This window comes from Treponema endosymbiont of Eucomonympha sp. (assembly GCF_001028545.1).
This window is the reverse complement of the sequence record NZ_BBPW01000131.1, coordinates 1-1942: the sequence shown is the minus strand read 5'-3', so window position 1 is coordinate 1942 and position 1942 is coordinate 1. Positions and strand designations below refer to the sequence as shown.

The following is a 1942-nucleotide window of genomic DNA, read 5'->3' as shown; positions in this document are numbered from 1 at the left end:
CGCGACGCACTTTACCCACTGGTTCCAGCCGATGACCGGCATTACGGCGGAAAAGCACGACAGCTTCATCTCGCCGACCCCTGACGGCGGCGTCATCATGGAGTTCTCCGGCAAAGAGCTGGTAAAAGGCGAGCCGGACGCGTCCAGCTTCCCGTCGGGCGGAATCAGCGCCACGTTTGAAGCCCGCGGCTATACGGCGTGGGACCCCACGTCGTTTGCCTTCATAAAGGACGGCGCGCTGTGCATTCCGACGGCGTTCTGTTCCTATACGGGCGAAGCGCTCGACAAAAAGACCCCGCTCCTCCGCTCTATGGAAGCGCTCGACAAGCAGGCGCTCCGCATTTTGAGGCTGTTCGGCAACACGACGGCAAAAAAAGTGCTCACCACCGTCGGAGCGGAGCAAGAATACTTCCTTATCGATAAGGCGCTGCACGACCGGCGGAAAGACTTGCTCTATACGGGGCGGACGCTGTTTGGCGCGAAGCCCCCGAAAGGGCAGGAGCTTGAAGACCACTATTTCGGCGCCTTGAAGCAGCGAATCGTCGAGTATATGAAAGACCTCGACACCGAGCTGTGGAAGCTCGGCGTGCCGGCAAAGACCAAACACAACGAGGTCGCGCCCGCGCAGCACGAGCTTGCGCCGATTTTCAGCACGTCGAACGTGGCGACCGACCATAACCAGCTCACAATGGAGATTATGAAGAAGGTCGCGCTCCAGCACGGACTGGTGTGCCTCCTCCACGAAAAACCGTTTGCGGGCATAAACGGGTCGGGCAAGCACAACAACTGGTCGATTTCCACCGACACCGGCTTGAACCTGCTGGAGCCCGGCGATTCGCCCAGCGAGAACGCGCAGTTCCTGCTCATTCTGACCGCGATTATCAAGGCTATCGACGAATATCAGGACGTGCTTCGCGTGTCCGTGGCGACCGCCGGAAACGACCATCGCCTCGGCGCGAACGAAGCGCCCCCCCGCGATAGTGTCCGTTTTCCTCGGCGAAGAGCTGACCGGCATCCTCGACGCGCTTGAAAGCGGCAAACTCTACGGCAAGAAAGAAAAAGTGGATATGACTATCGGCGTAAACGTGCTGCCGCGCTTCCCGAAAGACACCACCGACCGTAACCGCACTTCTCCGTTTGCGTTCACTGGCAACAAGTTCGAGTTCCGAATGGTCGGCTCGACGCATTCTATCGCGTGCCCAAACTATATGCTGAACACCATTGTCGCGGAGATATTGCGGGAGTTCGCCGACAAGCTCGAAAAGGCGAAGGATTTTACCAGCGAACTGAACGCGCTCATCAAGGACACCATTAAGGCGCACAAGCGGATAATCTTCAACGGCAACGGCTATGATGAAGCGTGGGTCGCCGAAGCGGAAAAACGCGGGCTGGCAAACCTGCGCACGACGCCCGAAGCGCTCGACGCCTTTGTAAGCAAGAAAAGCATAGACCTGTTTGCAAAGCACGGCGTGCTGAGCGAAGTGGAGGTACGGTCGCGGTATGAAATCCTGCTCGAAGGCTATTGCAAGACGCTGAGCATCGAAGTGCTTACTATGACGGATATGATACACAAGGATATCCTGCCGGCGGCATTCAGATACCTCAAAGACATTGCGAAGACCGCGCTCAAGGTGAAGGAACTTGTGCCGAGCGCCGCGTGCAAAGCCGAAAGCGAGCTTGCGGTCAAGCTGTCGGGACTTGCCGACAAGCTTTCAGGCAACGCCGCGAGGCTTGAATCGGCGCAGGGCAAGACCAATGCTATCGCCGACGCCCGCACGTGCGCGAATGAGTACGCCAAAAAAATCGTCCCGCTTATGCAGGAAACGCGGGCGGTCGCGGACGAAATTGAAGCCCTGCTGGGCGCGGAATACCTGCCGTTCCCGACCTATGGCGATTTGCTGTTCAGGAGCGGTGTCTGTCGGCGCATCAAGAAAAGACTGTC

The 1942-nt window shown here is 58.1% G+C and carries 2 protein-coding genes; both read left to right on the top strand.

Features of this window, described 5'->3' with window-relative positions; genetic code table 11:
• Nucleotides 1–1030, top strand: a 1030-nt coding sequence (locus AWU74_RS14230; RefSeq protein ID WP_498067481.1) for a glutamine synthetase III domain-containing protein, incomplete at its 5' end; no start/stop codon positions are given.
• Nucleotides 981–1942: glutamine synthetase III family protein (locus AWU74_RS14225; protein WP_498067480.1), on the top strand; the 962-nt coding region annotated here is incomplete at its 3' end. The genes AWU74_RS14230 and AWU74_RS14225, both read left to right, overlap by 50 nt.